The sequence below is a fragment of the Snodgrassella alvi genome, from assembly GCF_002777745.1.
GTDB lineage: Bacteria > Pseudomonadota > Gammaproteobacteria > Burkholderiales > Neisseriaceae > Snodgrassella > Snodgrassella alvi_D.
The window spans coordinates 40,464-66,773 of sequence record NZ_MEIO01000051.1 but is presented as its reverse complement, the minus strand read 5'-3'; the positions used below and the strand labels follow the sequence as shown (position 1 = coordinate 66,773).

Genomic DNA, 26,310 nt, shown 5'->3' with positions numbered 1-26,310 from the left:
CAATCCTTTGGGGATTTCTTCAGATGCATATGCTTGTTCAGACGGTAAGACCAGATAAAATCCAGTTCATATGCAAATAGATTGCTAGCACACTGGGTGGATTAGATATCATCACCATAGGCAAAAATGGTCTGTAAGGCGTTACGAGGTGTAAGTTACATATCAGCCACGGAAGCGCTGCGGATTAAACTTGATCTGGTGCGTTCTGATGTTTATCCGTTTTTCAAGTAGCTGTAGCGATAGTGTATCAGTTGTTCACTCTGGGGGCAGAAATCGTGGTTGTGGATAAGTTTTGTTCAGGGACAGGTTGGTAAAATCCTAACTGACGGGAACAGCAGATAACGGTTAAGATATTGCCAGCTGTACAATCACTGGTATGTATTCACACTACAATAAAATATTTTTATTATCAATAAGGTAATACACACAACACTGATTTAATTACTATACCTGAGAAAATCGGGCTGGCTGAATGCTCTGGCCTGAATTTCGCATAATGCTACTTCTGTCTGATATTTCGGTAATCTATCTGTATCGCCAAGTTGATTCTTTACTGTATTGAGAATAGCAGATTGTTGGCCGTTGTAGCGAAAATAGGGAAAAAGAGAAACTTTTCTGAAGATGAGATACAAATAACATAACAGAGCGGTTGTTTGGCCGCTCTGTATTCTATGGTGCGCTGGTTAGAATTCAGCGTCGATATCGGCAATGCTTACCAATTTGGCATTAACGAATTCTTTTAGACCTAAGTCCAGCAATTCACGTCCGAAACCAGAACGTTTTACGCCACCAAAGGGTAAATCGGCTTTCACCATGGTGGGATGATTGATAAATACCATACCGGTATCAATCTGCTGTGCCAGCTGTGCACCGCGTTCTTCGTCTGCGGTAAAGATGGAACCGCCAAGGCCATAAGGGGTATCGTTGGCAATTTCGATAGCATGGGCTGCATCTTTGGCACGATACACTGAAGAAACCGGACCAAAGAATTCCCAATGCCGTGCCGGATTATCTGGCTGAATGTTAGTCAGGATAACCGGCCGGAAAAAACAGCCCTGAGCAGGCATATCCAATGCAATTTCTTCAGCATGAGCACCCAGTTTAATTGCCTCGTCTAGTTGTTGTTGCAGGCCAGTGACAGCGGAGCGGGAAGACAGCGGTGCGAGAGTGGTGGCTGCATCCATCGGATCTCCCATGCGCAGTTGCTGAATACCCTCTCGATACAATTTCAGGAAACGGTCGTATACGCCATCTTCTACGATGATTCGCTTGGCACTCACACATACCTGTCCTGCATTCCAGTGGCGGCCAAATACAGCCCATTTTGCAGCTTTTTCAATATCGGCATCATTCAGTACGATAAAGGCATCAGCACCACCCAGTTCCAGCGTGCATTTTTTCAATGCTGCGCCAGCCTGTGCAGCTACAATCATGCCAGCACCTTCCGAACCGGTTAAGGCTACGCCACGTACGCGCGGGTCGGCAATGATTTTGGCCAGCTGGGTATGGGTTGGATAAAGGTTTTGAAAAGCGCCGTTCATCAATCCGGCCTGTGACAGCATGGCAGCCATTTTAGCGGCACACTGTGGCACATTAGAGGCATGTTTCAGCAGAACAACATTACCGGCAGCCAGTTGTGGCGCAGCAATACGTGCTATCTGATAATACGGGAAATTCCACGGTTCAACGGCAAGAATAATGCCCTGCGGGGCAAATTCGATGCGGGCACGATTGCCTTTATTAGACGTAACCGGCAAAACTTCCGGCTGAAGCTGACGCTCGGCATTCACCGCATAATATTCGAAAATCTGTGCAGATAACTCAGTTTCTGCTTTGGCCTCACTGAACAGTTTACCCATTTCCAATGTCAATAAACGGGCATATTCGTCAATATTGGCACGCAGAATGTCAGCAGCAGCCTGCAAGATACGCGCACGCTGGGCAAATGTAGTGGTTTTCCACTTCTGGAAAGCAGCATCTGCATGATTTAATGCTGCTTCCAATTCGACATCGGTGGTATCAGCAAATGCCATTACCTGTTGCTCGGTATAGGGATTGGTACTAGCGTACGCCATATTATTACCTTTCATGAGTAAGGGTTACACCACGGATACCTGCCCTGTCGACTGACTATTTGCGGGCAGATTCTGAGACAATCGGTTGTGTACTGCTATCTGAAAATGATTGTGTGCCTGATGTGTATGCTACTTCTGCTTCTGACTATCTATAAGCTTGATAAAGGCACACGGCAATATTATTTATCATCCCTAAATATCTATATTTAGGGATGATTTTTTATTTAATTCAGTTTAACAATTATTTACTGTGTTATCAAGTACACAATAAATCAATGAAATATCGCTTCTATACTAAAGTGTTTTTAGTACTTACGGCAAGTAATCTTCAGGCATGTGAAGATTATTGCTCGGTGCTACTATGTTTTCCTACAAAGCAATAATGGACAATTTTGTTTCCTGAAACGCTCTTGCCGTAGCGGTACTACCCGCTTAAGCTATTTTGGCTTTTTAATCAATTATAAGGGCTATACAAATGAGTAAACTGGCAATTGTGTTTTTTTCCGGTTACGGCCATACCCGTAAAATTGCTGAAGCTGCGGCAATAGATACCGATGCGGTGCTGGTAGAAATTGATGCTAATGGCGATCTGGATGATGATCAGTGGCAGCAACTTCATGCTGCCAAAGGGATTATTTTTGCTGCACCCACTTATATGGGCAATGTGCCATGGCAGTTCAAAAAATTTGCTGATGCCACTTCGGCATTGTGGGCGGATCGCGCCTGGCAGGATAAGGTATTTGGTGGGTTTACCAATAGTGCCAGCTTTAATGGTGATAAACAGGTAACGCTAATTTGGATGCAGACTCTGGCGGCACAGCATGGTGGTATCTGGGTGAGTTTGGGGCTGTTGCCGGCAAATACTAAGAAAGCAGATCGCAATGATGTCAATACACTTGGCGGTTCTGTTGGCGCTCTGGTACAGACACCAGCTGATGCCAGTGTAGATGAAATTCCGCGCGGCGATATTGAAACTGTCAAAATTTATGTAGCGCGGATAAGTGAAGTTGTTAACAAGTTAGGTTGAGAGGATATTCAGTTCAATCTCGGATATCAGCCTAGTATGAATTACTTTATCATAAAAAAACAAAGCGATTGCATACTAGGCTATTTGAATAAGTTATATACCTTTCAATGAGTATCCGGCTGCCGTCTGGTTTTCCACCATGAAGCAAGTATGGCAATCAGTAAGGCACTGAAAACCACTGCCAGTGAAGCGAAAGAAGGAATATGCCACCACTTGGCTACCAGCATTTTGCCACCGATAAAGGTTAATACTACTGCCAGCCCGTATTTAAGGTAGATAAATTTTTCTACTACATTAGCCAGCAAAAAATACATTGCGCGTAAACCCAGTACCGCAAGAATATTGGAAGTAAAAACAATAAACGGATCGGTGGTTACCGCAAATACAGCCGGAATGCTGTCTACAGCAAACACCACATCGCTTAATTCAATTACCACTAAAGTAAGCAGCAAGGGAGTAGCCATGCGCTGGCCATTTTCAATGGTAAAGAATTTCTCCCGGTTCAACTGCTCACTAACGCGCATATGCTGGTGCAGCCAGTGCACCAGTGGATTATCAGCCAGGCCTTTATTTTCAGCCTTTTCCGGCAGCATTAATTTAATACCGCTATAAAGCAGAAATACGCTAAACAGATACAGTACCCATTCAAAACGGCTTACCAGCACTGCACCCAAAGCCACCATAATGGCACGCAGAACAATCGCTCCCAGTACGCCAAAAAGTAAAACCCGATGCTGATATTCAGCCGGCACCTTGAAATAACTGAATATCAGTACAAATACGAAGATATTATCAACTGATAGTGATTTCTCCAGCACATAGCCAGTGAGAAAGTCCATCACGGAATCCGCAGCCACTTCTGAGCCAATCGCAGGATTATGCGCCAGTTCAAAATATAGCCAGCCTGCAAATCCCAGAGAAACAGCAATCCATACTGTTGTCCATAGCAAGGCTTCTTTGGTACTGACGCGATGTACACCCGTTTTTTTCAGCGTGAGCATATCTATTGCAATCATAACAATCACAATGGCAATAAATACGCCATAAAATAATGGTGAGCCCACTGAATGTAGTTGTGGTTGCATGTATTCTTCCTGCTAAAGTTTTTCATCATACAAAATCCGGCGATAATAACAACCACTAGATTCAATTATTCTGAAAATGGCAATATTCTGACCAATAATCGAACAATAACATAGATAATCTCCTTGCTGGTATCAGTTGTGCAGATACAAAAAATCTGGTTATGCTATGAATACTGGTGATGTATCCCCGATTTCCTTACGGAACGGCCAGAGTAAACAAAATACGTATTCTATAGGAATATTCAATAAAGATGTCTGGGCCATGATGTCGATTTGTGTATTCAGTGAAAACGGAGAAATAAAAAAGGAGCAAACAGGATGAAAATAAAGTCTGTACGCCAGCACTGGCATAAGTTTACCAGTACTAGCCAGCGCTACCAGTTTATTGATGTTATTCTGCGCAGCTATGGGCAGATTATGTTGCAGAATAACGCTCTTTCCGGGCTGATTTTTCTGGTGGGGGTACTGGTAGGCGGCTACTCTGTCAACAAACCGCAGGCTGGTCTGGCCTGTTTACTGGCTGCTGTTTGTGCCAATGTAACGGCTTATCTGTATCAGCTAAATCGTAAAGCATGGCAACAGGGAATTTATGGTTTTAATGCCTGCCTGATTGGCATTGCTTTAACAACTTTCTGCGAAAATTCACTATATTTATGGTGCAGTATTGTGCTGGCCGCCATATTATCGGTATTCATCACACAGGCTTTCAGTACAATATTACAGCAATGGTATTTACCCTGCCTGACCATGCCGTTTGTTCTCACTACCTGGTTATTTCTGTTAGCTACACCATCATTATCTGCACTCGCACTGCGCCAGTCTACTCCATCGCTGACACAGGTTTCCAGTTTTAATCTGCTGCACCTTGTACCCGACAGTATTCTCGGCATAGCTGAGGTATTTTTATTTAACAGTACGCTGGCCGGAATCATTTTTTTTGTCGGACTGTTGGTCAACTCACTCAGAACAACTGTTTATGCATTGCTTGGTTCTGTACTGGCAATCGGTATTGCATTGTTGTACGGCGGTCAGTTAGATACCATATCTCTGGGACTATACTCGTTCAACGCGATTCTGACCGCGATTACTCTGGCTACTTTCAACGCTAACCAGAATGTTAAAACTAATTTTTATATTGTGTTGGGAATTATACTGACTGTATTTACTCAGGCTGCTCTAACTACCCTGCTCAAACCATTTTCTATTCCGGTGCTGACTATGCCATTTATACTGGTAAGCTGGTTATGGCTATTGATAAATCAGACTCTGAACCAGCGCTAGATGCTACTGATATCATGTGTTCATCGGTCAGAAAATATTTTTGCTGATTAAAAGATAAGCAAACAGACTTCATAATCACAAATTACAAAACCATATTACATAATAAAAAGACTGCCATTCGGGGGCAGTCTTTTTTAGTGCAACATGTTGCAACCAATGATTAACGTTTGAACATATTACCGTATTTCTGATTGAATTTATCCACACGACCGGTAGAGTCAACAATCTTCTGTTTACCGGTATAGAACGGATGACATGCAGAACATACTTCAATATTGAAAGTATCTTTTTCCATTGCGGATTTAGTTACAAAAGTGTTACCGCAAGAGCAGGTCACTGTTATGTCGTGGTAGTTTGGTTGAATGCTGTTATTCATAGTATCGTCCTTGGTTGGCGGGCACAGGGGTTGTGCCTGTACCTCTTGAAACGGATGTTTAGAATTAGATAATTATACTCGCGTGAGTAATATTTTCAAGTGAATCAGCACATAGCAGCTTCAACATCAAATGATGCTGCAACGTACAAAATAGCAGAAGCTGCCCGGCTTCATCACATCTTATTTTTCAAGTATAACACTGCTGTCAAATCATCCATGCCTTACTAGCGCAGCCGATCTGAAAACGTCATTTATATAGAAATATTCAGGCGCGGCGCCAAGTGGTGCCACTGGCACCATCTTCCAGCACAATACCAGCCGCTGTAAGCTCATCACGAATCCGATCTGATTCTGCCCAGTTCCTTTCTGCACGTGCCTGTTGCCGTGCTGTGATCAGTGCTTCAATAGCAGCGGTATCCAATCCCTGCTGACCTACTTCACCCTGCAAGAAAACAGCAGGATCACGCTGCAACAGCCCCAGCAAACCAGCTAGCCCTTTTAGGCAGCCGGCCAGTTCTGCATCATGAGTTTTATTGACTTCATTGGCTAGTTCAAACAAAACGGCAACTGCTTCTACAGTAGCAAAATCATCATTCATGGCTGCATAAAAGCGACGCGTATAGTCATTTAATTCTGCATGCACCGCTACATCTGCTGCCGGCGTATTTTTCAGGGCAGTATACAAACGGGTTAAAGCCCCTTTAGCATCATCAAGATGAGCATCAGAATAGTTTAACGGGCTACGGTAATGGGCACGCAAAATGAAAAAACGCACGACTTCAGCATCGTATTTTTGCAACACTTCGCGGATAGTGAAGAAATTTCCAAGAGATTTGGACATTTTTTCATTATCCACACGAATAAAGCCATTATGTAACCAATACTTAACATGGCTGGCAAAATGATTCTGTTTCTCACAGCAGCCCAGACTTTCAGCGCCACAACTCTGTGCAATTTCGTTTTCGTGATGCGGAAACTGCAAATCGGCACCACCACCATGTATATCGAAGTATTTGCCCAGCAAGGCTTTGCTCATGGCAGAGCATTCAATATGCCATCCCGGACGACCGCGTCCCCACGGACTATCCCAGGCAGGTTCATGCGGCTTGGCGGCTTTCCACAATACAAAATCCAGCGGATCACGCTTATGCCCGTCAACATCAACCCGCTCACCGGCTCGTAAGTCATCCAGACTTTTCCCACTCAACCTGCCATATGATGGATATTCACGCACTGCATAAAAAACATCACCATTATCAGCCACATATGCTTTGCCATTTGTAATAATATCTTCAATCATGACAATCATTTGTGCAATATACTGTGTGGCACGTGGTTCATGATCTGGCGGAAGTACGCCCAAAGCTGCTGCATCTTCATGCATAGCCTGAATATAGAAGTCTGTAAGCTCAGTAATACTGATTCCACGCTCATTGGCACGGGCAATAATTTTATCGTCGATATCCGTGATATTACGTACATAATCAAGCTGATAACCCAGTTCACGCAACCAGCGTGCCACTATATCAAATACTATCATCACCCGTGCATGGCCAAGGTGACAATAATCATAAACTGTCATGCCACACACATACATGCGCACCTGTTGTGGATTAATCGGTGTAAATTCCTGTTTGGTTCTGGTTAAGGTGTTATACAAGCTAAGCATGTCTGTTTCCAAATTGGCTGAGTGGTAGCACGGTACCCGGGTAATTTGTTTGTATGAGGTTAAACTAGCCGTTTTCAAGAGCCTGCTAGTTTAAAAGCACGAATATAGTAGGCTAAATTGTAATATAGCGCAGTAAAGTTGTCGTCTAAAGCAGTTTTAAACAAAAACATATACCTTATGCATACAGATAGCACTGCTTATTCTGTTTAAATGCATGTCACGTCAAACTGAGTATCTCACTTGCTTTTCTGCCAAAGATGACATAAAACATCAATCGTGAGAACCAAAAACAAGCTTTAAAAGAGAAGGAGCAAGTATGACTATTATGAAACCACTGGCTGCACTGGCCGCTGCAACAACTCTGGCTTTAACCGGCTGTGTTACCGATCCGACTACTGGTCAATCGCATGCCAGTAAAACTGCCGTATATGGTTTAAGTGGTGCAGCCGTGTGCGGTATTGTAGGTGCAATTACCCATAACAGCCGCGGTGCACGTAATGCAGCACTGGGCTGCGGTGCTATTGGCGCCGGTATTGGTGCCTATATGGATTATCAAGAAAAACTGTTACGTCAGAAACTGGCCAATACCAATGTAGAAGTTCAGCGCGAAGGCGATCAGATTAAACTGACTATGCCTGAAAACATTACTTTTGCTACCAATAGCTCAGAATTAAGCGGCAGCGCTACTTCTTCTCTGTCTTCAGTAGCTGAAGTGCTGGCCAAATATGTGGATACCACCATTACAGTCGCTGGCTATACTGATAGCACTGGCAATGATAGCATTAATATTCCACTGTCACAGCGTCGCGCCCAATCAGTATCCACCTTCCTCACCTCCCGTGGCGTAGCCTATAACCGTATCAGTGCTATGGGCTATGGTTCGGCAAGCCCGATTGCCAGCAATGCCACTGTTGAAGGTCGTGCGAAAAACCGTCGTGTGGAAATTCGGGTAAATCCGATACCGCAGGCTCAGACCACAACCACGCAGCAAACTACAACTTACGCGCAGTAATTGCTGAATCTGGCCTGATTGACTATATGACAATTTAATCAGTCAGGCCTGTAAAACAATAAATAAAATTCTTCATAACGTATATATATTTACGTTAACAATTATGTTAATATTTAATTACTTTTGTTAACGATGAGTTGAATATATATGTCAAACCAAGTAAATACTAATATTAATACTTCCTCTGGCAATTATGCTCCGGTGATGTCTATAGGAGACTGGATAGTCACGCTTCTTATTTTCTGCATCCCCCTTGTCAATCTAATTATGATGCTAGTATGGGCTTTTGGTGGCAATAGCAATCCTAATCGCGCCAACTTCTGCAAAGCCTATTTAATACTAGGGGTAATTGGAATAATATTATGCTTTGCACTCATGGCAGTATTTGGAAGTATTCTGGCCAGCTCTATACCTACTAATTAATTCATATTCTTGATAACAAATCAGAAATTCTGATTTGTTATATATGATTTAGCGTACCTAATATTAATAACTGAATCAGTTTTAAGACATCAAAAATACAAGGTATATAAAAAAGCACTTTTAACTGAAGTGCTTTTTTATTTTAAATCTTCTGAATCATTAGTCACGCAATAACATTAATTTAATTAATGATTTAGTATAGCACTCAGCAATATTTACATTTAATACCAAATTATTTTTAAATGGCTATTACCTTGAATGTTGATAAAGTTACCAATAAGGACTGATTAGGCAGAGACTTCTCCTCATAAACTGGCCGAGAACTGGTCGAGTTTCAAAATTTGCAGATGTCTTACTACGGATGCAGTATAAAAATCTGAGTCCCCCAATGCAATCAAATGGCCACATATCAATATTCCAAACCACTCCTGTTTCAGCCATCGCAGAAATCGGCATCATTAATTACCAAAGCATCTTCAATTAAACCGTCCGTTTTTGTTATTTATAATATAAATACCTGCATTTATATTATAATTTCATGAAACTTCAAAAATATAATCAAGGTTAATAATATGGCTACAAATTCATACAAATACGATAGAGAGTCTTCAGCACAAATAGCTCCGGTTATGTCAACAGTCGACTGGCTAATCAGCCTGGTTATCCTGTCTATTCCTATAATCAATCTAATTATGATGCTAATATGGGCGTTTGGTGAAAATGATAATCCTAACCGCTCCAATTTTTGTAAAGCTTCTCTGGTAATCATCACTGTTTGCATGGGACTAGGTGTGTTGTGTGTCATTGCCTATGACTAGCAAACCATAATGATATCCAAATCTGTATGCTGGTGTGAGTCAATAATCTGCAAAGCACTAATCAGGCTTATCTACAAAAAAAAGCACTTCAAAATGAAGTGCTTTTTACTATCAGCTAATTTATACATCCAGTGAGCGATGTAACTTAGCCCGCTGTTCAATGCGTTTATTGACAAACCATTGTTGTGCCAGAGTCAGAATATTATTCGTCAACCAATACAGCACCAGACCGGCAGGGAAGAAGAAGAACATCACTGAAAACGCTACCGGCATAATTTTCATCATTTTTGCCTGAACGGGGTCTGTTGGTGGCGGATTCATGAATGTTTGCAGATACATGGTTAGCGCCATCAGTACAGGCAGGATGAAATAAGGGTCTTGACGTCCCAGATCGGTAATCCAGCCAATCCATGGTGCACCGCGCAATTCTACTGAGGCAAACAGTGCCCAATATAAACCGATAAATACCGGAATCTGCAACAACATTGGTAAACAACCGCCAACCGGATTAATTTTTTCCTTTTTGTACAACGACATCATTTCCTGCTGCATGCGCATGCGATCGTCACCGTACTGGTCTTTCAGTGCCTGAAGGCGTGGCGCCACGGCACGCATTTTAGCCATGGATTTATACGATGCATGGGTAAGTGGAAATAGAATCGCTTTTACAGTGAGCGTCAGCAGAATAATTGCCCAGCCCCAGTTATGTACCAAACCATACCACCAGTTCAGCAACCAGAATAAAGGCGAAGAGAACAACGATACTTTGCCGTAGTCTTTAATCATCTGCAGATGATCAGCAACTTTGGTAATCATTGAATAAATCTGCGGACCGGCATACAGAGAGATACCAAAGCTGCCGGTAGAATCAGCACCAATATCTTTTAAAGGCACACGCACACCAGCCGAATACAGACCATCACTGCGTTTCCGGATATCAATCTGACAGTCACTGCTGCCACAAACACTGCTGCCATCTTTCGGTTGCAGAATCCATGTAGCCATGAAGTAATGCTGGGTCATGCCAATCCAGCCAGTGTTAGTTTTACGCTGATAATCTGCCTGATCTCGGCCGGAAGCATAATCACTGTCCAGATCTTTAAAGGCTACTTTTTCAAATTTGCCATTTGGCGTATACAACACAGGACCAGTATAGGTATGGTCAAAATAACCGCTGCCTTCCGGTTCCTTATCATCACGCAATACACGATATGCCACATCCATTTGCAGAGGCTGGGCATTGTGATTGGTAATCTCATAACGCAGCCCAATCAAGTAGCTGCCTTTAGTGAAAGTGTAGATTTTGCTAACCTGCACACCATTTTGTTCGGCAGCAGTTAAGCGCACATCCAGCTTTTCACCGTTAAGCGTGTACTGTTTTTGTGCAGCAGTAAACGTCAGGTTTTTAAACTGATAGTCACCCTGACGGTTTAATAACACCGACTGAGCAACATATTGATGGCCATTAGCTCCATTATCCAGCAACACAAAAGGCTTACTGGCATCGCTGGTGGCTTTATATTTATTGAGTGTAAGCTGGCGTAAATCTCCGCTTTTTTCATCAATAATCGCCTTAACGGTATCCGTGGTAACCGTTACCGGCTCAATTTTACTCAATGTACCTTCAGCAACCGCCCCCGAAGAAGTGGCATTGCTAGTGGATGATGTTTGTTGTGTTGCAGGCTGATTTTCAGGTTGAGGGTATAATTTTTCCCAACCCAGCAAAATCGCCATAGTCAGCACAAAAAATATCAGTAATCTTTTGAAATCCATAGTGTATTCCGTGTGTGTTCGCTAAGGAAGTGGGTCATGACCGCAACCACCCCATGGATGACAGCGGCAAATGCGCTTAATCGCCAGCCAGCTACCCCTGAATACCCCGTATTTTTGCAGCGCCAGTACTGCATATTGCGAACAGGTCGGGCTATAACGGCAACGTGGTGGCAGCAGCGGGCTGATGGCATACTGGTAAAACCGAATCAGACCTAGCAACAAATATCTCATTGCGATGTTGCTTTACACCCATCAGCTGCCACAAGCAACTGCTGTAAAGTTCTGACTACGCCAGCATACTCCTGATGCCTGAAGGGCTGGCGTATACGAATGATTATATCTACCGGTGGCAATTCATGCCGGTGCAGGCGGAACCATTCCCGTAACACCCGTTTCATGTAATTGCGCCGGTTGGCACGTCTGGCCACTTTTTTGGCAACTATCAGTCCCAGACGTGGAAAACCCAAGGCATTGCGTGCCTGAAATACCTGAATCCAGGCACGGCTTTTTTGGCAACGTAACGCAAAAACGGATGAAAAATCATCCGTTTTTAATAGGCGATATTTTTTGCCAAAATGATAATCCATTCTTGTTCTTACACAGCCAAACGTTTACGACCCTTGGCACGACGAGCAGCCAATACAGCGCGTCCGCCACGGGTTTTGCTACGAACCAGAAAGCCATGAGTGCGTTTGCGACGGGTAACGGATGGTTGATAAGTACGTTTCATAATTTATTCCCGAATTAACTTTAAATAAAACGTGGCATTACACAACAAGAACAGCACTTTGTCAATCAATATAATCTATAGCAAAGCTTCATGGCAACTGCTTTAACATAAAGTACAAATCATGGTCATGAATCCGTTTATTGCGTATAATTAGCATAATAGGTACTTTTTGTTTTCAGCCTTTAGCCAGTCCCGATTGACAGATAATTTTAAGCTTCACGCATGACCCTGACAGAATTTTGGCCACAGTGCCTATTGCAATTAAAACAGAGCCTACCCTCCCAGCAATACCAGATGTGGATTGCACCGTTAACCGTAGGTGAGGAAAATGGCAATTGGGTAATTTTTGCGCGTAATACATTTACATTTAACCATATCCGCGAACGCTTCTGGCCAGCTGTCGAAAGCGCCAGACAGGCTATATTGCCAGATGGCAGTACACCATTAATTTTAAAAATCGGTCAAGGCCAATCCTTGCCGGCGGCCACACAAGCAGTGCTGCCAATCACTGCTGCTGTGGCCACCACCACGGCACCGGCTGCTGCTGAAACTGCAAATCAGCCTGAAACCAAACCAGAAACCGATGCAGCACTTCCAGAGGCGGCACCCAAAACACGGGCAACACCCAAACGAACTGAGTCTGCTCAAGACATCATCGCCAAACGGCTGCGGCACAGTCAGTCTAAAAGCGACACTAACCCTGCTGACAATGGCGAAAGCAGCAGTATTAAACCGGCTAAAGCAGAAAAAAGCGAAGCGAGTGTGCCAGCTGCCGCGTCAGACTCAGCACATGAAAAAAGTAAAAAATCCCGCTATACCGAAACCAACCTGAATCCCGAGCACACTTTTGCCGCTCTGGTACAAGGTAAAGGTAACCGTCTGGCTCATGCTGCCGCCCTGTCTATTGCAGAAAATCCCGGCAACAGCATGTACAACCCGTTTTTCGTCTACGGCAGCACAGGTCTGGGTAAAACCCATCTGGTACAGGCCATTGGCAATCAACTCTTTGCAGCCGATGCTAAAGTAAAAATACGTTATATTCATGCCGATGAATTTATCCGTGGCATTATGAACGCATTCCATGCCAAATCTTTTGATGCCATGCGCCAGCAGTATCAGCAGGTAGATTTACTGATAATGGACGATGTGCAGTTTATTGCCGGCAAAGACCGCACCATGGAAGAGTTCTTTTACGTCTATAATCATTTAATTGACGAAAAAAAACAGGTTATCCTTACCTGTGATACCCTGCCTACCCATATTGATGGGATGGATGACCGCCTGAAATCACGTTTTTCCTGGGGGCTGAGTCTGGAACTGGAACCGCCAGAGTTGGAAATGCGTGTAGCTATCCTACAGAAAAAAGCTGAGCTGGCGCAGGTAAAACTGGAAGATGAAGCCGCATTTTTTATTGCCAAGCATATCCGTAGCAATGTGCGCGAGCTGGAAGGTGCATTCAAGCGAGTAGTCGCACAGAGCCGTTTTGCCAGCCGCCCGATTGATGTGGGCCTGGCTACAGAAGCATTACAGGATATTCTGGCAGTAAATCACAAGCCCATGACGCTGGAACACATCCAGAACACAGTAGCCAAGTTTTATGGCATTACCATCAGTGACATGGTGGGCAAAAAACGCACCCGTAATCTGGCTCGTCCGCGCCAGATGGCCATGACATTAGCTAAAGAACTTACTCCACTTAGTTTACCCGCTATTGGTAGCGGATTTGGTGGCCGCGACCATACAACGGTCATGCATGCGGTAAAGAGCATCTCCAAACTCCGTAAAGATGATGCCGAAACAACCAAAGCGTATGAAACCTTAATGATGATTTTGCGAGATTAAACCAAGGAACAGAATATGCTGATTTTACAAGCAGAACGCGACAGTTTGCTCAAACCGCTGCAAGCCGTTACCGGCATTGTTGAGCGTCGCCACACCTTACCGATACTGTCTAATGTATTACTGGAAAACCATCAGGGGCAAATCAAAATACTGGCCACCGATCTGGAAATTCAGATTGATACCGTAGGGCCGAAAAGTGAAGCAGAAGATTTTCGCATCACTACCAATGCCAAAAAACTGCAAGACATCCTGCGTGCCCTGCCCGCCGGTGCCATGGTATCACTAGACTGGAATAATAACCGTCTGGTTCTGAAAGCCGGTAAAAGCCGGTTTAATCTGCAAACCCTGCCGGCCGAAGACTTTCCGCTGATGAGTGTTGGCGAAAATGTCGATGCTACCTTTACCCTGCCACAGGAAATGTTCCGCGAAATGCTGTCACAGGTACAGTACAGCATGGCTATTCAGGATATCCGTTACTATCTGAACGGTCTGCTGATGCAAACCGAAGGCAATCAGCTACGCCTGGTGGCCACAGACGGACATCGTCTGGCCTATGCAGCCTGCAATATCGAAGCAGATTTACCCAAAGCTGAAGTGATTCTGCCACGCAAAACCGTACTGGAATTATTCAAGCTGCTTACATTCCCCGAACAGCCAATTACCATTGAGCTGCTGACTAATCAGGTACGTTTCCGCTGTAACGACACCATTATCGTTTCCAAAGTAGTAGATGGTAAATTTCCAGACTACAACAGAGTCATTCCACTGGATAATGACAAAATCTTTTTGGCCAACCGCACCGAGCTGCTGGGAGCACTGGAACGGGCAGCTATTCTGGCCAATGAAAAATTCCGCGGCGCACGTCTGCAAATCCAGCCGGGGCTGCTGAGCGTGACCTGTAATAATAATGAACAGGAAGAAGCACGCGAAGAACTGGAAATAACCTATCAGGGTGATACACTGGAAGTAGGTTTTAACATCAACTATCTGATGGATGTGTTGCGCAATGTGCATGCAGAAGACCTGCAACTGGCATTTGGCGATGCAAACCGTTCTACCCTGTTTACCATCCCCAATAACCCTAATTTCAAATACATTGTCATGCCAATGCGCATTTAAGCATTATTCATACAATAACTTAGCTATTGCCGTAAATCAGCCTGCTGTTTTCATAACAGCACAGTCTGGTTTGCGGCAGTTTACTATTTACATTCAATATAATTATCTCTTAAGAAAAATTAGACAAAACATCATGTTAAATATATCAACCGGCTGAAAAAAAACTGATTTTCTGTTATAATATTTTTTTGGTCAATTGCCCTGAAACAGGCCTGTTATTACTGGCAAACCGGAAGTATGCCTATCATCATATCCCGGCTTCAGGTACTTCATTTAACAGCATGACCACTGCCCCAGATTTAGTAAAGAATTCTTATGACAGATCACAGCTCTGAAGATTACGGTGCCGACAGCATCAAAGTACTAAAAGGCTTAGATGCCGTGCGCAAGCGCCCCGGCATGTATATTGGCGACACCCAAGACGGTACCGGCCTGCATCATATGGTATTTGAAGTTCTGGATAATTCCATTGATGAGGCACTGGGTGGTTATTGTGATCACATCACCGTAGCCGTGAATGCCGACAACTCCATCACCATTGAAGACAATGGCCGCGGTATCCCAACCGACATGCATCCGGAAGAACATCGCTCTGCCGCCGAAGTAATTATGACTATTCTGCATGCCGGCGGTAAGTTTGATAACAACAGTTATAAAATCTCCGGCGGTTTACATGGTGTGGGCGTATCTGTAGTCAATGCCTTGTCCGATTGGCTGCGCCTGACAATTTACCGCAACAACAAAGAACATTTTGTTGAATTCCGCCGTGGTGATGTCGTAGCACCGCTAACAGTAGTAGGCGACACCGACAAACAGGGCACACGGGTACAATTTTTAGCCAGCACCGAAACTTTCGGCGACATCGACTACCATTTCGATATTCTGGCCAAACGTATCCGTGAACTGTCATTCCTGAATAATGGCGTTAGCATTGAGCTTTTCGACAAGCGCGATGGTAAGCATGAAAACTTTGCTTTCAGTGGCGGTATTGCCGGCTTCGTACAATACATGAGCCGCAATAAAACAGCTTTGCATGAGAAGATTTTCTATGCCTCTGGTGAAAAAGATGGCATGAGCGTTGAATGTGCCATGCAATGGAACGACAGCTATCAAGAAAATGTGCAGTGTTTCACTAACAATATTCCCCAGCGTGATGGCGGCTCCCATCTCACAGCCTTGCGTCAGGTAATGACCCGTACCATCAACAACTATATTGAAGCTAACGAAGTAGCCAAAAAAGCCAAAGTAGATACCACTGGCGATGATATGCGTGAAGGACTAACCTGCGTATTATCCGTTAAACTGCCCGATCCCAAATTCTCATCCCAAACCAAAGACAAATTGGTTTCCGGTGAAATCGGTCCAGTGGTTAACGAAGTATTAAGCAAAGCCTTGTCAGAATTTCTGGAAGAAAATCCAACAGAAGCCAAAATCATCACAGGCAAAATCGTTGATGCAGCACGGGCACGTGAAGCAGCACGCAAAGCACGCGAAATTACCCGGCGCAAAGGTGTAATGGATGGCTTGGGACTGCCGGGCAAACTGGCAGATTGTCAGGAAAAAGATCCGGCTTTATCAGAATTATATCTGGTCGAAGGTGATTCAGCCGGTGGTTCCGCCAAACAGGGGCGTGACCGTAAATTTCAGGCCATTCTACCGCTGAAAGGTAAAATCCTGAATGTGGAAAAAGCCCGCTTTGAAAAAATGCTGGCCAGTCAGGAAGTGGCTACCCTGATTACCGCACTTGGTGCAGGCATTGGCAAGGAAGAATTTAATCCTGAAAAACTGCGCTACCATCGTATCATCATCATGACCGATGCCGACGTAGACGGTGCGCACATTCGTACCTTACTGCTTACATTCTTTTACCGGCAAATGCCTGAGCTGGTAGAACGCGGTTATGTTTATATTGCCCAGCCACCGCTTTACAAAGCCAAACATGGCAAGCAAGAACGCTACTTGAAAGACGAGTTTGAAAAAGACCAGTTCCTGCTCAGTCTGGCGCTGGACAAAATACGGCTAATTATTGGTGACAACACCCTTGAGGGTAATGCCTTGGCCGAAATTGCCAAACAATATATTCTGACACAAAGCTTGATTATGCGTGAAAGTCGCATCATTGACAGCGCCGTACTCAATGCCCTGCTCTACTGGAATGAAAATCTGGATTTAAGTACTGTGGCCAGTGCCGAAAAAGCCGTGCAAACATTAACTAAACTTATTAATGACAGCAAACTCAAACTGGAACGCATCGGCGCAGATGATGAAGTGCAAATGATTAAAATTACCCGTCAGTTGCATGGTAATCGAATAGTTAGCTATCTGGAGCAAAAATTTGCCGAAAGCCGCGTTTACCAGATTATGCGCCAGACAGCCGCAACATTAAGCGGTATGATGGATGCACCGATTGAAGTTGTTAAAGGTGACAATACAAACAAAGTTACCGGCTTTGCTCAGGCACTAGACTTACTGATGACTACTGCCCAAAAAGGACTGAGTATTCAGCGCTATAAAGGTCTGGGGGAAATGAATCCAGAACAGTTATGGGAAACCACCATGGATCCCACAGTACGCCGGCTGCTGAAAGTAAGAATTGAAGATGCAATGGCTGCGGACGATGTCTTTGTTACTCTGATGGGTGATGAAGTTGAACCACGACGTGCATTTATCGAAAACAATGCCTTAAATGCGCAGGTAGATATCTAAATCACCTGATCACACCAGAAAGGATGGCACAGCCATCCTTTTTTATTGCTGGTACAAGCAATCAACTGCACAATTATTGCTACATTAAAAAGCGTCACCAATGCTTATATTAAAATATTAATACTGATGTTCATAAAGTGATTATGAAAAATTATCGACACTTATTAAGTAAAGTCGCTGTTAGCTAATCTCATCAAGCATGACAATAGTTAAAATCCACATCGCTTAGAAACATTGAATGCAATAAATGAGTTTAATCGTAACACATTAGGCATTGGAATTACGGTCAGAATGTCCTATAAACAGAATAACGTCATTATCAGGACTGGCTGGCTGAATATGCTGGCTACCAGTCAACAGACAGATAAATAATGAATCAAAACCTACCGGAATAACGGTCATCAACTGGAAAAATTATATGGATATCCACAAACCATATTCAATCCAATGGCATATCCAAACCGGTATATTGCATAATCGTCTCTATCCAACAAAACTACTGAATTGATATCTTTTTAATAATCTGGTACCGGCAAGAAAAATAAGCGAAGAATGACTAATGCTTTATAACACTGTCCGCCCATCATACATTAAATAATATTAATCCAATCAAATATAAGACATTGAAACAGATAGCGTAATTTTCTGCGGGCGTTTTAACTGAGGATGGAATACTGACCATTCAATTGCCGATTGCATGCAAGCATATTAAGCACGCCTGAATTAATCAGTTTTAATCAGGAAGCGGAAACGTTAATTCCCATTTCCTCTTCCTGATAGTTCGCAATTAAATTTCGCCACCTATGCCTTTAAACTTCTCCACTAGCTCAACAATTTTCTGGTATACCTTTTGTTTTTTGGGTAAATATTGCGGATTAAGCGGGCTCATTTTGGGCAAGATTTCGTTCAGCTCCGTGCCGTTGTCAGTAGCATATTCACGCCTTAATGAGGATGCAATATAACGTTTAGCAGCAGCTTCATTTAAATTTTCATCACCAATTAATGTCTTAACCTCAGCCTGTTGCTGCTGTTGGGCATACTGGTAAAAGGCATCAATCATACTGGCTTTATCAGCAATAGCATTTAAATCGGTATGTTGAATAAATTCAATAACCAATTCCTCTTTGGCACGATAGCCTAAACTGGAGCGGATTAAGCGCTGTGCATCTTCAACAATGACTTGTTTATTCTTATCTTGCTTGTTCTGCTCAAAAATTAATTCCAGAATATAATCCAAATTGATTTCTTGCGATTTTAATAAATCCACCTCAAAAACCACATCATCCCAATCAATGGTTAGCTGCTCCTGATTTTCAGCGGCTTTTTGTCTATACAGCCAGTCACGAATATCATGGTAAGTTGAGCGGTAATTCTGGATCGCTCTTTCTGTTGGTATCTTAATCTTTTGCAACCGTTCAAAAGCTTCATCTGAAACATAATACTGCGCTTTAAACTGTTCGACTGCTTGTTTATCTGTAGTATCCAGCTGTTGCAATGCCTTTAAAGCAATATATTCATCATAATTTTGTAATGCATTATCGGCACGTAAATACTGGCCAAATAATTTAATAAACGCTTTTTTATCTTTTTCAGTAATAATCTGATCCGGATGGGGAAAACATTGCTGTAGCTCAGCCACAATAGCTAAATATCCGCTATGGATTTCACCGGAAATCTCATCGGTGTAGCCCTGCATATGTTCCTCATAACTTTTTTCTAATACCACGTCCTGAGTATTTCTTTGGCCAAATAGTTTGATGGCGGCAATAGTAGCTGGTTCTAAATCACGAAATGCCACAATATTACCAAACGCTTTAGTGTCATCGTAGATGCGATTGGTGCGTGAAAAAGCTTGGATTAAGCCATGAAAACGTAAGTTTTTATCGACAAATAGCGTATTGAGAGTTGGCGCATCAAAGCCGGTTAGAAACATACCCACCACGATTAATAAATCAATTTCCTGCTTTTTAACGCGCAAAGATAAATCACGGTAATAATTCTGAAATTGCCCGCTGCTAACATCATAGTTGGATCTGAACATTTGATTATAATCATCAATCACAGAAGCTAAAAATTCTTTGGCACTTTGATTCAACGCATTGGTTTCAAAGCTTTCATCAGCAATACCGCCTGCAGGGTCTTGTTGCTCATTAGCAGCAAAGGAAAAGATAGTAGCAATTTTCAATGGTTTACTGGATGATTGTTGCAGCTTTTTTAACGACTCATAATACAGCTTTGCCGCGTCCACACTGCTCACGGCAAACATAGCATTGAATCCTGTACCGTTACCATTTAAGCGGTGTGTTTTCTGGTTAAATTTGTTCAGAATATATTGGCTGATTTGCTCAATTCGTTTCGGATGCAGTAATGCTTGCTTATTTTCAGCGGCACTAAGTTTCTCCAGATTTTGCTCACATTCAATCGCTTTAAAATGCGGGCGTACATCATTGTAGTCGACTTTAAATTTAAGTACTTTTTCATCGCGAATAGCGTCGGTAATTAAATAGCTATGCAACTCACGCCCGAATACCTTGGCTGTAGTTTGCTCGCCAAACGCATTAGCGTTCAGAATTGGCGTGCCGGTGAAACCAAATTGATAGTATTTTTTAAACTTTTTCTTAATATTTTTTTGTGCTTCGCCAAATTGTGAGCGATGTGCTTCATCAAAAATAAACACGACCTGTTTATTATAGATCGCTAAATCATCCTTAGCTTTTATCAGATTATTGAGTTTTTGAATGGTAGTGACAATAATCTTATTATCCTGTTTTTCAATATTGCGCTCCAGTCCGGCAGTACTATCGGAACCATTGACACTGTCTTTTGAGAATTTCTGATATTCTTTCATGGTTTGATAATCCAGATCCTTACGATCCACCACAAAAAACACTTTATCAATAAATTCCAGCTCGGTGGCCAGACGCGCTGCTTTAAAGCTGGTGAGAGTTTTTCCTGAGCCGGTGGTGTGCCAGATAAAGCCGCCACTATGTAAGCTACTCCAGTTTTTGGCCTGATAAGCACTGATAATCTGCCATAAAATCCGTTCGGTTGCCGCAATCTGGTAAGGGCGCATAATCAATAAAGTATCATTGATATCCAGAACGGAGTAAGTGATTAAAACACTTAACAGCACACGGCTGGCAAAAAAAGTGGCGGTAAAATCTTTTAAGTCTTTAATTGGTTCGTTTTCAACATTCGCCCAGTTTATGGTGAAATCAAAACTGGCCTTATCCCGTTTGGTGGTATTGGCAAAATACCGGGTATCGGTACCGTTTGAAATCACAAATAACTGTAGATATTTAAATAGGGAATTGTCCTGATTAAAACTCTCTTTACTGTAGCGATGAACTTGGCCAAACGCTTCACGAATGGCAAGGCCACGTTTTTTAAGCTCCACATGTACTAAAGGCAGGCCATTAACTAAGATGGTAATATCATAGCGATTAGCATAATTACCGGTTTGCTGAAACTGGCGAATCACCTGTAATTTATTGTTGCTGAGGTTTTTTTTATCGAGCAGATAAATATTCTGAATATGCCCATCATCAAACACAAAATCGTAGATATGATTATGGTGAATTTTACGGCTTTTATCGACCATCGATTCATTCGGTTTATCCAGATACTCTAATACAAATCGCTGCCATTCCTCATCGCTAAACTGCATATTATTGAGCGTTTGCAACTGCACCCGAATATTGGCCAACAATTTCTGCTGATTATTCAGCTCAGGCAGATATTCATATCCTTGACGGCATAAATCCTGAATCAATTCGTTTTCTAATTCATTTTCCGTTTGATACGCTGCCGCCGGCTCTTCAAGCTTGGTGTAGTTATCTAAAATAATATAGTGATCAGTTTCGGCAATCGGGGTTGTGTAATTGACCATCGTCTATTCCTCCTCCTTCTCGTAAAAATTGTAATTTTCGAGTAAATGATTCAGTAAAAAGGCAACTATCTTTTTTTCAGGTTCGGAAGGCTCGGGCACCATTTCATTGGATAAGGTTGAATGACTGGTAAAATTGATTATGCGGGTTAAATATACTTCTCTATCATCAGGTAACAAGTCTGACCAACGCTGATAGCCTAAAAAACAGGCGGTTTTTTCATACAGGTTACGTAATAGAGTAAAATGATATTTTTCAATTTTATTTTCCTTAATCGCTTGTTGCAGCAACTCTTTTAAATACAGATGATAGGAAAAACTGTGGTTTGAATCGCCTTTTTTGTCTTCTAGTGCAAAATAGCCATCTGCTAATCGCCTTAGAATATAACCGTTTGACAACTTCAATTCATTATAAAGTACATTATAAAACAGTGGATTATGGGTAGTGATGATAAATTTAATGTCAGATTCATTGGATTTGATTAATTGGGCAATATCTACTGCCAATTGAATCAAATGATTCTCATCTAATGAGCTAACCGGATCATCAATAAAAATATAGCGTAATTGGTCAAATTCATTAGTGGAACGCTCGCTTTTTTCCGCAATATTGCGCTCGGCAATCACCAAACTAATCAAGGTGAAAAAAATACTCCAAATTAAGTTATTTTCTTCCCCCTTGGAGATTTTAATATTAGCAATACGCTGATCATTACCCGCTGCGAGCGAAAAAGTAACAGCGGAAAAATCCTCATTGAAATGCGGCGTCAGGTTTTGCTGAGTATACGATTGGAAGTAACGAGCAATATTTTGCTCCTGCCCTTGCTCTTTCAGAATCCAGTCCGTAAATGAATTGGGTTGTATGCTTAGCTGATGCTCACCTTGCTGATATTGATCGTTATCCCAGACAAATAAATCCTCGGTAAATGCGTTATAGTAAAGAATCTTATGCCGTGTTAAGGCGCCACTGTTTTCTTTATCCGCTTTATCCTGCGATACAATAAACTCTTTAAACGCTTGCGATAAACGTGTTTTACCGGTGCCATTAAAAGCATAAATCAATTGGGCTTTGTTTCCCTTTTTCCCTTTTTGGGTGCTTTGGGCGTTTCTATCAAGCTGCTCAACAATATTTATCAGTGTATTATTCATATTCTGATTGTCTTGTGTTATTTATCTTCCAACTTAGGAAAGTTCAATAATAAATTACGATAGTACTCGTACTGTTTTTGGCGTAATTCAATCTCACGCGGTAAACCCTCGGTAATGGAATTTGTTAACGCATCAAATTTATCTAATATTTCGACAATTTGAGTTAACTTTGTCAATGAAAGAATAGGGATTTTGATGCTATTTAAATTCTTTTGATTTAATTTAGGTTGTGCAGCACCTGAAATATAAGGTGTTAAATCTATATTATTTAAAAAATACTCAATGAACTTACGTTCACCATAAGTCTTAAATCTCAATACGTGAGCGTGATTATTTACCCAAGTCTTGCCTGTAATACTAAATGCTATAGGAGTATTTCTTGCTAATAAATTTGCGCCATCTTCTGACACAAGCAATAAATCTTCTTCGAAAAGATAGTCTTCTACATAATCAACAATACCAGATGCTCCATAATACGGTATGCTACCTGACTTTCTTAAACCACTTGTTACAGGTTTCCTCATATAATCAAGATTTTCTGCTATTTCTCCTAAGGTCTTCCACTCAACTTCATCCTCTTTAAAGGTCAATAATTTATCACGATAATAATCGTATTGTTTTTTCCGTGCTGTAAGCTCTGCTGTAAGCTCTGCTGTAAGCTCTGTAAATATGTCTAAGATACGGGTAATTTCAGTCTGTATGTGTAGCGGAGGAATAGGGATTTGAATTTTTTTTAATTCACTCATTGGTAAACTAATAACTGGCGAACCAACAATTTTTTTACTATATTCATTTACTATATATTTTGAATTAAATAAATGAGATAAGTATTTTGAAACAACTATTTCTTGAACAGGTTTTATTACATAGACTCCTTCTTTGATATTCCAATTTTTAGGTTTTTCATCAATAACAGCTGTTTTTCCTACCGTCCCTGTCCCCGAAAATAAGATGTCGCCAGCCTCTAAATTCGAGCGGTTGTTTATAAGCTCTAAAGCTTGGTTATTAATTTTATCAGTCTTATCAAGGAATACTATCTTTCCATTCTGAATTTCTCGAACAGTTATATAGAAATTCATAGCATCGGATGTATTCAACTTAAAGTTATTTCGTGGATTTAGCCCCGTTTTCAAAGATTTTATTACTTCCCCTAATGGTTTCCACTCAACCGCTACCCCATCAAGTAATTTAGCGATACTATTGTGCATATTTAAATTGTTACTCATTTCTTGCGACTTTCCTGTTTCGCTTTGTTCGCTAATGCATTGATGGTTTCCAGATAAGATATTTCTACCCCACTAGAAATATTTCGTGAACTATGTTGTTGAACTGTTCGGATTTTCCGAACAGTTGCTTTTTTAAAGTAAGCATCAACACGAACTTTTTGATTATTAACATGATAAATTTGAATGTGATTATTGCTCATGCTTCAATCTCCGCCACAATTGCATCAATTTGGGCGCGTAAGCTATCAATTTTAGCTACAGTGTCTTTTAATTCAGCATTAAGCTGGGTGATATCAATAATTTCGCGGGTATCTTCGGCTTCCACATATGAGCTCACCGATAAATTATAGTCATTGTCGGCAATGGTTTGATTAGCAACCGATTTGGCAAAATATTCGACGTCTTGCTTGCTGGCAAATACTTGCACAATTTCTTCAATATGCTTATCAGTTAGGACATTATTATTGGTTTCTTTTTTAAACAGTTTGCTGGCATCCATAAATTGTGTGGTTCTGACGGTTTTGTTTTTCGCCAGCACCAGAATATTGACCGCAATCGATGTGCCATAAAATAAGTTTGGTGCCAGTGATATCACGGTTTCGACAAAATTATTATCGATTAAATATTTACGGATTTTCTGCTCAGCACCACCTCGATAAAAAATACCCGGAAAGGTAACAATCGCCGCCCGCCCTCGCTCAGACAAGTAACTTAATGAATGCAGAATAAAGGCAAAATCGGCTTTTGATTTTGGCGCAAGTATGCCAGCGGGGGCATATCGTTCATCATTGATTAAGGTTGGGTTATCACTGCCAATCCATTTAATTGAATAAGGGGGATTGGAAACAATGGCATCAAACGGCTTTTCATCACCAAACTTAGGATTAAGTAGTGTATCCCCCAAGACAATTTCAAATTTATCGTAGTTGATGTTGTGTAAAAACATATTCATACGGGCAAGATTATAGGTGGTATGGTTAATTTCCTGACCATAGAATCCGTCCTCAATGATATGCTTATCAAACTGTTTTTTTGCCTGTAATAATAAAGAGCCCGAGCCTGCCGCTGGGTCATAGATTTTATTGATCTTTGTTTGATTATGTAAGGCTAATTGTGAGATTAATTTGGACACATTCGGCGGAGTGAAAAATTCTCCCCCAGATTTACCCGCTTTAGAAGCATAATTAGAGATTAAATATTCATAAGCATCACCAAACACATCAATATGGCTATCTTCAAATTGCCCAAAATCCAGCTCGGCGATGCCATTAAGTACGGCGGCTAAGCGTTTGTTTTTATCTTCAACAGTATTACCTAAGCGGTTGCTGGTGGTGTCAAAATCGGCAAATAATCCTTTAATATCACTTTCAGAAGGATAGCCGATAGCTGAACTTTCAATTGCATTAAAAATATTGGCTAAGTCTGTATTTAAGTTTTCATTTGTATTGGCGTTAACGATTATATTGCAGAATAGTTGACTCGGATAGATAAAATAACCTTTGGATTTAATGGCATCCTGTTTGATTTCATCTGTGATGGCATCTTCGGGAATTGATTTATAATCAATTTCATCATCGCCAGCTTGCATATACTCAGCAAAGTTTTCACTAATAAAGCGATAAAATAAGGTGCCAAGTACATATTGTTTGAAATCCCAGCCATCGACAGCGCCTCTTACCTCGTCGGCAATTTTCCATATTTGGCGTTGTAATTGGTCTCGTTGCTGGATACTGATGGCCATGATTAAATTCCAATAAAAATCTGTGTGTTAAATATTAGGCTTATTGAGATATCTAAGCGGTAATTGTGTATTTTATCAGTATGGCTGCTTATTGGTTCATCAGTGTACAAAATAATATCCGCCACAAGGCAATAATTGCGTTATGAGTTCTTCGATCTCAAGGTTTTAGCCTGAATTCTGTGTATATTGCTTTTACAAGTGGCGATTTATTCTGGCCGCAGATTCTGTAACAGGTCGGCACATTGCATTTTGCCTGTGCCGATTGAGCATGATTTATTTTCTGGTGTTTGCTGTATTGCTCAGTCAATTAATTATTTAATGACAGCATTATTTAAAAAGGGAGTGCCATTGCAAGTATTTATTTTCTACCAT

20 protein-coding genes are annotated in these 26,310 nt (G+C 41.8%); 7 read left to right on the top strand and 13 right to left on the bottom strand.

The features are described from left to right. Nucleotides 1-683: 683 nt before the first annotated feature. A complete protein-coding gene (locus tag BHC51_RS06940; RefSeq protein ID WP_100153657.1) occupies nucleotides 684-2,075 on the bottom strand; it encodes an NAD-dependent succinate-semialdehyde dehydrogenase in 1,392 nt (463 codons plus the stop codon). Between the two features lie 475 nt (nucleotides 2,076-2,550). Between BHC51_RS06940 and BHC51_RS06935 the strand changes: the two genes are divergently transcribed. After that, nucleotides 2,551-3,102 carry a flavodoxin family protein gene (locus BHC51_RS06935; protein WP_100099091.1) on the top strand — a complete coding sequence of 184 codons (552 nt, stop codon included), beginning with the start codon at nucleotides 2,551-2,553 and terminating at the stop codon, nucleotides 3,100-3,102. A 104-nt stretch (nucleotides 3,103-3,206) separates the two neighbouring features. Here the strand turns inward: BHC51_RS06935 and BHC51_RS06930 are convergent, their stop codons facing one another. Beyond that, nucleotides 3,207-4,187 carry a TerC family protein gene (locus tag BHC51_RS06930; RefSeq protein ID WP_100153635.1) on the bottom strand — a complete coding sequence of 327 codons (981 nt, stop codon included), beginning with the start codon at nucleotides 4,185-4,187 and terminating at the stop codon, nucleotides 3,207-3,209. A gap of 318 nt (nucleotides 4,188-4,505) precedes the next feature. Between BHC51_RS06930 and BHC51_RS06925 the strand changes: the two genes are divergently transcribed. Next, nucleotides 4,506-5,468, top strand: a complete 963-nt coding sequence (locus BHC51_RS06925) for an urea transporter (RefSeq protein WP_100153634.1) — start codon at nucleotides 4,506-4,508, stop codon at nucleotides 5,466-5,468. A 160-nt stretch (nucleotides 5,469-5,628) separates the two neighbouring features. Here BHC51_RS06925 and rpmE read toward each other — a convergent pair whose 3' ends face one another. Together rpmE and cysS are read right to left on the bottom strand one after the other, a co-directional pair. Further along, nucleotides 5,629-5,844, bottom strand: a complete 216-nt coding sequence (gene rpmE, locus BHC51_RS06920) for a 50S ribosomal protein L31 (protein WP_037394224.1) — start codon at nucleotides 5,842-5,844, stop codon at nucleotides 5,629-5,631. A gap of 265 nt (nucleotides 5,845-6,109) precedes the next feature. Then, nucleotides 6,110-7,513, bottom strand: a complete 1,404-nt coding sequence (cysS, locus tag BHC51_RS06915) for a cysteine--tRNA ligase (RefSeq protein WP_100099094.1) — start codon at nucleotides 7,511-7,513, stop codon at nucleotides 6,110-6,112. Nucleotides 7,514-7,829: 316 nt separating this feature from the next. Here cysS and BHC51_RS06910 point away from each other — a divergent pair, with 316 nt between their 5' ends. Both BHC51_RS06910 and BHC51_RS06900 read left to right on the top strand, forming a co-directional pair. Further along, nucleotides 7,830-8,525, top strand: a complete 696-nt coding sequence (locus BHC51_RS06910; RefSeq protein ID WP_100099095.1) for an OmpA family protein — start codon at nucleotides 7,830-7,832, stop codon at nucleotides 8,523-8,525. 995 nt (nucleotides 8,526-9,520) lie between these two features. After that, a complete protein-coding gene (locus BHC51_RS06900) occupies nucleotides 9,521-9,766 on the top strand; it encodes a hypothetical protein (protein WP_100153632.1) in 246 nt (81 codons plus the stop codon). A gap of 120 nt (nucleotides 9,767-9,886) precedes the next feature. Here the strand turns inward: BHC51_RS06900 and yidC are convergent, their stop codons facing one another. From yidC to rpmH, 4 genes are read right to left on the bottom strand one after another with little or no spacing between them, the layout of a single operon-like run. Further along, entirely contained in the window at nucleotides 9,887-11,539 is a 1,653-nt protein-coding gene (gene yidC, locus BHC51_RS06895; RefSeq protein ID WP_100153631.1) for a membrane protein insertase YidC, read from the bottom strand. Nucleotides 11,540-11,560: 21 nt separating this feature from the next. Continuing rightward, a complete protein-coding gene (gene yidD / locus BHC51_RS06890) occupies nucleotides 11,561-11,770 on the bottom strand; it encodes a membrane protein insertion efficiency factor YidD (protein ID WP_100099098.1) in 210 nt (69 codons plus the stop codon). Then, the gene (gene rnpA / locus BHC51_RS06885) at nucleotides 11,767-12,126 is read right to left on the bottom strand and encodes a ribonuclease P protein component (RefSeq protein WP_100099099.1); all 360 of its coding nucleotides are present in this window, start codon (nucleotides 12,124-12,126) and stop codon (nucleotides 11,767-11,769) included. The genes yidD and rnpA overlap by 4 nt, the downstream gene beginning before the upstream one ends. Before the next feature lie 8 nt (nucleotides 12,127-12,134). Next, a complete protein-coding gene (gene rpmH / locus BHC51_RS06880; protein ID WP_004283944.1) occupies nucleotides 12,135-12,269 on the bottom strand; it encodes a 50S ribosomal protein L34 in 135 nt (44 codons plus the stop codon). Nucleotides 12,270-12,491: 222 nt separating this feature from the next. On the opposite strand from rpmH, the gene dnaA reads away from it, so the two are divergent. The 3 genes from dnaA (at nucleotide 12,492) to gyrB (ending at nucleotide 17,936) form a co-directional block, all read left to right on the top strand. Beyond that, on the top strand, nucleotides 12,492-14,111 hold the full coding sequence (gene dnaA, locus BHC51_RS06875; protein ID WP_100153630.1) for a chromosomal replication initiator protein DnaA: 1,620 nt from the start codon (nucleotides 12,492-12,494) through the stop codon (nucleotides 14,109-14,111). A 15-nt stretch (nucleotides 14,112-14,126) separates the two neighbouring features. Continuing rightward, nucleotides 14,127-15,230: a DNA polymerase III subunit beta gene (gene dnaN / locus BHC51_RS06870; protein ID WP_100099101.1), complete on the top strand. Its 1,104-nt coding sequence runs from the start codon at nucleotides 14,127-14,129 to the stop codon at nucleotides 15,228-15,230. Nucleotides 15,231-15,545: 315 nt separating this feature from the next. After that, on the top strand, nucleotides 15,546-17,936 hold the full coding sequence (gene gyrB, locus BHC51_RS06865) for a DNA topoisomerase (ATP-hydrolyzing) subunit B (RefSeq protein WP_100153629.1): 2,391 nt from the start codon (nucleotides 15,546-15,548) through the stop codon (nucleotides 17,934-17,936). A gap of 787 nt (nucleotides 17,937-18,723) precedes the next feature. Here the strand turns inward: gyrB and BHC51_RS06860 are convergent. From BHC51_RS06860 to BHC51_RS06840, 5 genes are read right to left on the bottom strand one after another with little or no spacing between them, the layout of a single operon-like run. Further along, nucleotides 18,724-21,825, bottom strand: coding sequence for a type I restriction endonuclease subunit R (locus tag BHC51_RS06860; RefSeq protein ID WP_100153628.1), 3,102 nt, complete (start codon nucleotides 21,823-21,825; stop codon nucleotides 18,724-18,726). A 3-nt stretch (nucleotides 21,826-21,828) separates the two neighbouring features. Next, a complete protein-coding gene (locus tag BHC51_RS06855) occupies nucleotides 21,829-22,971 on the bottom strand; it encodes an AAA family ATPase (protein ID WP_100153627.1) in 1,143 nt (380 codons plus the stop codon). A 17-nt stretch (nucleotides 22,972-22,988) separates the two neighbouring features. Further along, nucleotides 22,989-24,197, bottom strand: coding sequence for a restriction endonuclease subunit S (locus tag BHC51_RS06850; RefSeq protein WP_218966391.1), 1,209 nt, complete (start codon nucleotides 24,195-24,197; stop codon nucleotides 22,989-22,991). Further along, nucleotides 24,194-24,397: a hypothetical protein gene (locus BHC51_RS06845; protein WP_100153626.1), complete on the bottom strand. Its 204-nt coding sequence runs from the start codon at nucleotides 24,395-24,397 to the stop codon at nucleotides 24,194-24,196. The genes BHC51_RS06850 and BHC51_RS06845 overlap by 4 nt, the downstream gene beginning before the upstream one ends. Next, nucleotides 24,394-25,938 (bottom strand): type I restriction-modification system subunit M, encoded by a 1,545-nt coding sequence (locus tag BHC51_RS06840; RefSeq protein WP_100153625.1) that lies wholly within the window; start codon nucleotides 25,936-25,938, stop codon nucleotides 24,394-24,396. The genes BHC51_RS06845 and BHC51_RS06840 overlap by 4 nt, the downstream gene beginning before the upstream one ends. Nucleotides 25,939-26,310 lie beyond the last annotated feature (372 nt).

Coding starts and splice junctions, on each gene's coding strand:
- rpmH (WP_004283944.1), bottom strand. CDS start 12,269: ATGAAACGTACTTATCAACCATCCGTTACCCGTCGCAAACGCACTCAT.
- gyrB (WP_100153629.1), top strand. CDS start 15,546: ATGACAGATCACAGCTCTGAAGATTACGGTGCCGACAGCATCAAAGTA.
- cysS (WP_100099094.1), bottom strand. CDS start 7,513: ATGCTTAGCTTGTATAACACCTTAACCAGAACCAAACAGGAATTTACA.
- rnpA (WP_100099099.1), bottom strand. CDS start 12,126: ATGGATTATCATTTTGGCAAAAAATATCGCCTATTAAAAACGGATGAT.
- BHC51_RS06840 (WP_100153625.1), bottom strand. CDS start 25,938: ATGGCCATCAGTATCCAGCAACGAGACCAATTACAACGCCAAATATGG.
- BHC51_RS06930 (WP_100153635.1), bottom strand. CDS start 4,187: ATGCAACCACAACTACATTCAGTGGGCTCACCATTATTTTATGGCGTA.
- BHC51_RS06910 (WP_100099095.1), top strand. CDS start 7,830: ATGACTATTATGAAACCACTGGCTGCACTGGCCGCTGCAACAACTCTG.
- BHC51_RS06935 (WP_100099091.1), top strand. CDS start 2,551: ATGAGTAAACTGGCAATTGTGTTTTTTTCCGGTTACGGCCATACCCGT.
- yidC (WP_100153631.1), bottom strand. CDS start 11,539: ATGGATTTCAAAAGATTACTGATATTTTTTGTGCTGACTATGGCGATT.
- rpmE (WP_037394224.1), bottom strand. CDS start 5,844: ATGAATAACAGCATTCAACCAAACTACCACGACATAACAGTGACCTGC.
- BHC51_RS06925 (WP_100153634.1), top strand. CDS start 4,506: ATGAAAATAAAGTCTGTACGCCAGCACTGGCATAAGTTTACCAGTACT.
- BHC51_RS06860 (WP_100153628.1), bottom strand. CDS start 21,825: ATGGTCAATTACACAACCCCGATTGCCGAAACTGATCACTATATTATT.
- BHC51_RS06900 (WP_100153632.1), top strand. CDS start 9,521: ATGGCTACAAATTCATACAAATACGATAGAGAGTCTTCAGCACAAATA.
- BHC51_RS06855 (WP_100153627.1), bottom strand. CDS start 22,971: ATGAATAATACACTGATAAATATTGTTGAGCAGCTTGATAGAAACGCC.
- BHC51_RS06940 (WP_100153657.1), bottom strand. CDS start 2,075: ATGGCGTACGCTAGTACCAATCCCTATACCGAGCAACAGGTAATGGCA.
- BHC51_RS06850 (WP_218966391.1), bottom strand. CDS start 24,197: ATGAGTAACAATTTAAATATGCACAATAGTATCGCTAAATTACTTGAT.
- BHC51_RS06845 (WP_100153626.1), bottom strand. CDS start 24,397: ATGAGCAATAATCACATTCAAATTTATCATGTTAATAATCAAAAAGTT.
- dnaN (WP_100099101.1), top strand. CDS start 14,127: ATGCTGATTTTACAAGCAGAACGCGACAGTTTGCTCAAACCGCTGCAA.
- dnaA (WP_100153630.1), top strand. CDS start 12,492: ATGACCCTGACAGAATTTTGGCCACAGTGCCTATTGCAATTAAAACAG.
- yidD (WP_100099098.1), bottom strand. CDS start 11,770: ATGAGATATTTGTTGCTAGGTCTGATTCGGTTTTACCAGTATGCCATC.